The organism is Planococcus sp. A6, from assembly GCF_028823615.1.
Lineage (GTDB): Bacteria > Bacillota > Bacilli > Bacillales_A > Planococcaceae > Planococcus.
Window position 1 is genome coordinate 1 of the sequence record NZ_JAPEHT010000175.1, and the last position, 5092, is coordinate 5092.

The window sequence follows — 5092 nt, forward strand, 5'->3', positions numbered from 1 at the left end:
AGAGAAATTTCAAAGGAACTATTGATTGCTCTAATTATAGCATAAATGCAGGTCTAACGAGTAGTCCAAGTTAGATCTTGTCTATGCAGAAGAGCTTGAAGCCCTTTGAAGTTTCTCTAATTCAGTTAAGAGAATGAAAGGGGTATGTAAGATGACTGGAAAGTACAACATACGAGAAGAGGCTGCGCAGCGATTTTATCGACTGCCCAAGGTGTTTTTCACCAATGACCGTTACAAGAGACTGAGCAATGACGCGAAGATCGCCTTTGCGATTCTTCAAGATCGTTTGGATTTGTCGATAAAGAACGATTGGTTTGATGAGGAAGGGAATATCTACTTCTTGTATGGAAATCAGCAGTTATCCGATATCTTGAATTGCAGCAAACCGACCGTCATCAAAATCAAAAAAGAATTGCATCAAGCTGAATTGTTAGAAGAAAAACGCATGGGATTGTCGCAATCCAATCGGCTGTATTTGCTCAAACCTGTGGCGGAAATCTCGGATGTAAAGCAGATCGAAGAACCTGAAAAAGAGTCTGAAACCCTTGGGGCACAACAGAAGTTAAAATCTTTAACTTCAAGAAATCAAAATTTTTTACTTCAAGAAGTTAAAAATTTTAACACTAATGATACTGACCTTAACAAGACTGATTTTAGTGAGACTGAAATAAAGATCAATCAACTGAGAGAGAAAACGGATCTTCCGGAAGTGATTGTGCAGGTCTTGATCAAAAACAAAGAACGATTGATGGATGACACCATTGAGGTTCAGGATATTGCGAATCATTACTTTGCTCACGAAGAGGTATTGACGTTGCATCAGTATGCCGACGCTTTGCAGTACTCTCTCGAACGCACACCAGGACGTATCAAAAGCATTACCGCACGGCTCACAAAGGCAGTCGAAGATAAAAAGAAATGGCTGGGGATTCAAACACAGCCCATTCAAAAGCCTGTCAGAACCGAGATGGTTCCCGATTGGCTTCAAGAACCAAGTCCCCATGAAGACACGCAAGAAACGCTTTCTCCAGAAGAACTGGAGGCTGAAAAAGCGAGATTACTTCTCAAACTAGCGAAAAGGAAGTCCAAGTGACTTCCTTTTTTAATTTATACGTTAAAAAATAATCTGATAAATTGGGCCTTTCAAATTATGAATTAAGAATAAAGGCATACAAATCCTAGTTTATTTGAGGATAAGGGGTTTTAAAAGGGGATTTAAGTACTGCCATTAAATTGGCATTTTTAATTGCCGAATAACTGGCAGTTTGTTACCGTTAAGACACAGAAGAAAGGTGGTGGCAACTATGTTTGATCGAATTAGTACGTTCTTGAATACATTGTTCAGTGATATGCAAACAACCTTCATCACGATTTTCATGATCGGTCTCTTGATTTGTGCAATTGGGGTATGGGCCGGCGATGAACAATCGTCACCGAAATTCAAAAACGGTCTGAAACTGTGCGTTTTGGGCGTCGTGTTGTTCCTATTGGCAAAACCAGTGATTGATTACATCCAAATGAACCTGTAAGAAAACGGGAGAAAGTATGTGATACCCATGCGAACAGATTCCTATATGGAGCGCCAGGAACGGCTGCGTGAGCGAGGCAAAGTCGAATTGCCGTTGAACATCGACACGAAGAAGTACCTGTACGGCAACATCTCGTTCCAGGATGTCTTCATCGTTTCCCCGTTTCTGATCTTAGGGGCGTTCATCTCGTACTTGTTGTACCGGGCAGGGACGCTCAATCAGCAACTCCTCCTCGTGGCGTTTGTGCCGGCGATGATCGTGACGGTGTTTCAACTGAACAAGCATCCGGTGCGGAAGAACTTGTCGCTCTTGCAATACAAAGTGATTTGGAAACTGCGAGCGAAGCACCGGAAGAAAGATTTTCATTACGCGAAAGGAGCCTTACCGATGAGCCGGAACGAACGAGACACTCGAACAGAATTAGGACTCGCGAATATCGCCAACGGCTGTTTGGAGTCTTCGGACCGGCGCTTGATTAAGGTATTGGAAGTATCGTCAGTCAACCTCTCGCTAATGAACGAGCTGGCGAAAGAGAACGTCTTGTCGGCGTATCAATCGTTTATCAACGATACAGGGGAGAAACAGATCCAGTTGATGCAAGTCGCGCAGCCAATCAATTTAACGAACTACTTGATGTGGTTCAACGAGCAAGTCGACCAGAACTCATCCTATGCGAAACGCATGCTCAAGCAAGGCTACGCCGAGCAGATCGAACGGATCCAAAAGTCGAAGAACATGGTGACCCGGAAACGGTACTTGGTGATTTCCAAACCGATGACGAATTCGCCGAAGGATTACCTGAAACTCGAAACGACGGCAAACATCCTGCAAGCCAAACTCGAACAGATGCTGTCGGGGTACGAGAAGTTGGACGTGAAGATTCTTGAGAACGACGAACTCTTAAAATTCTATTATGCCTGCATCGATTTCGAGAATGCCCAGGCGCAAGGACAGAACATCGTCCATAAAACCAACGCGAAGCTCGATGTGGTCGTTGGGAAAAACACAGCCAAAGCCTTGGTCGAGCAATACAAGAGCTTGCTGAATGATCGATTTGAGTAGGAGGTGGAGACATGGTGTGGAAACCGAAGTGGCTACAGCCCAAACAACCAGACGAAACAACCTTTGAAGACACGGTCAGTGGCATGAACGAAACGCTTCTCACGGCCATTGCCCCAGACAACCTGACGGAATACGATTCCTCCGTCCGAGTGGGGGCGAATTACACCCGGACGCTTCTCATCGTGGATTACGATCCGATTCAAGACCAAAACAAGATCCAGCAAGTGACAGAGATTCCCGAGAATGTGTCACTGGTCCATTACCTGCAGGAATACAACATGGGCGAAGTCCGGACGCAGCTCGTCAAAAGCATCAAGCAAAACCGAATGAAGATGAACACACGCTTCGCCGATGAACAGACCGTCATCGAATCCGAAGGACAGATTGAAAGTGCTTCGGAAATGCTGCGAAACCTGTCGTACCGAAACGACAAGATTTATCTCTTTCATACGCTCATCCATTTGGTCGCGAGTTCACAAGAAGAACTGGACCAACTGACGACGACTGTGAAAAGTAAATTCTCGAAAATCGGCATCATTCATAACCCGACGGACCGTGCCGTGGATGCCTTCCGGTCGTTCCTTCCGTTGAATGACAACAAAGTGGACGAGCTTACCTACAAAATGACCAACTCGGAAGCAATCTCGTATTTCTTCCCATTCCACGAAAACGAAATGTTCTCCGAAACGGGCTTGATCAAAGGTCGGAACATGACGACGGGAAATGTCGTGATTGTCGACGACACGAACCTATTGAACCGGCATGAATTCGTCATCGGGATTTCCGGGATCGGAAAATCGACGTACTTGTTTGCGAACATGACGAACAAGCACATGCTCGGACGGAAAATCATTACGGTGGATCCAAAAGGGGAGTTCGGTCGGAACTATTCGGATCTCGGTGGTGCCTGGGTCAAGTTCCAGCTGAAAGGCGGAAACCGGATCAACCCGATGGACCTGCCAAAGATCAGCGAAAAGATTCAAATGGAAGAAACGGAACTCGGCAACATTTTGCTGACGAAGATTTCGAACCTGTTGGTCATGTTCCAATTGATGTACAACTCCATGAGCGACCTCCAGGAAGACATCCTAAGCCGGTACATCCAGAAGGTCTACGAAGAGAAGGGAATCGATGAGACGACCGATGTGAACCAGTTAACGGCAGATGATTATCCCATCTTGGAAGACCTGTACGAGTTGATTGCCCGGGATAAACAGAACGACCCACCGTTGTACGAACGAATCCGAGATTTCCATACAACCTTGGAAACCTACGTGTACGGCATTTACTCGGAACTGTTCAACGGACCGACGAACGTCAACATTGACAATGAATTGGTTTGCTATGACTTGAAGGAAATGAGCAACAACGAAAAGATTCAACGGATTCTCTTCTACAACATCCTCTCACACACGACCTATGAAATTATGAGTGGCGACCGGCAGCCGAGCGAAATCTTCATTGATGAAGCGCACGTTATCGCCGACCCGAAAGTGCCGAAAGCGATGGAATTCATCTACTTCATGATGAAGGTGCTCCGGTCGTTCAACTGCGGCATTACCACGGCCTCCCAATCGGTCGAAGACTTCTTGTCGGCACGTGATGAGAACCGGAACTACGGGAAAGCGATCATCACGCAATCTGTTCAACGGCTGTATTTGCCAATGAGCGAAGAAGAGCTGAAGTATCTGGAAGAAGAACTCGGCAACCAATTCTCGAAAGAAGAGCGATCGACGTTGATTTTGAAAGACGGCAAGAAGAAAGAACAAGCCGGCAAAGGCATTTTCTATACCGGTTCCAAAAAGATCAAACTCGAAGTGCAGTTGAACGAAGTGACCGAGAAGTTGTGGTTTGAACAGAAGAGCATTAACGAACTGACGATTTGAAAAGGGATGAGGGCATGAATCCGAAAGACGCAGCCAAAACGATAGGGTCGATCTTGCTGACGAAGGTCTTATTTAGTCCACTCGGATTGATTGCCGTTGGCGTCACGATTTTGCTAATCATCATGCCTGTGTTCATGTCGATGGCGAGTAAAGGCGAAGATTTCAACTTAGATGACCCCGACAGCAATTTAGATGCTCTCTCAGGCTCCTCAGGCGGCGCCTATTGTGCTCCGGAAGGCGAATTGGATAAAGAGTTATGGGAAGCTGGATTTGCCTCTGCGGGCGTTTTTGAAGGGATGGAGGACGTGTTCCTGGAAGTTGCGGAAGAACAGGGGATCGATCCGGTTCTCATGGCTGCGATTGCGCTGCACGAAACCGGTCACGGGACCTCGTCGGCTGTGGTGGAAAAGAACAATCCCGGAGGCTTGATGGGGGCAGACGGGCTGTTTGTCTTTGATACGTTGGAAGAAGGAATTGCCTCGATGGGCAAGACCTTGCACAATCGCATCATCCAGGACGGTCTTGGAACCATCGCCGACCTGGGTTCCGTTTATGCACCGATAGGAGCTAGTAATGACCCGACCAACCTGAACAGTCATTGGGTTCCGAATGTCA

The 5092-nt window shown here is 46.5% G+C and carries 5 protein-coding genes; all 5 read left to right on the top strand.

The genetic code is table 11. The features are described from left to right. The first annotated feature begins 151 nt into the window (after nt 1–151). Nucleotides 152–1093 (top strand): replication initiator protein A, encoded by a 942-nt coding sequence (locus tag ON064_RS16915; RefSeq protein WP_274625688.1) that lies wholly within the window; start codon nt 152–154, stop codon nt 1091–1093. Nucleotides 1094–1304: 211 nt separating this feature from the next. Then, entirely contained in the window at nt 1305–1529 is a 225-nt protein-coding gene (locus tag ON064_RS16920) for a hypothetical protein (RefSeq protein WP_274625689.1), read from the top strand. A gap of 27 nt (nt 1530–1556) precedes the next feature. Further along, a complete protein-coding gene (locus tag ON064_RS16925) occupies nt 1557–2591 on the top strand; it encodes a TrsD (protein WP_274625692.1) in 1035 nt (344 codons plus the stop codon). A gap of 11 nt (nt 2592–2602) precedes the next feature. Beyond that, on the top strand, nt 2603–4477 hold the full coding sequence (locus ON064_RS16930) for a VirB4 family type IV secretion system protein (protein ID WP_274625690.1): 1875 nt from the start codon (nt 2603–2605) through the stop codon (nt 4475–4477). A 14-nt stretch (nt 4478–4491) separates the two neighbouring features. Next, nucleotides 4492–5092, top strand: a 601-nt coding sequence (locus ON064_RS16935; protein WP_274625691.1) for a glucosaminidase domain-containing protein, incomplete at its 3' end; no start/stop codon positions are given.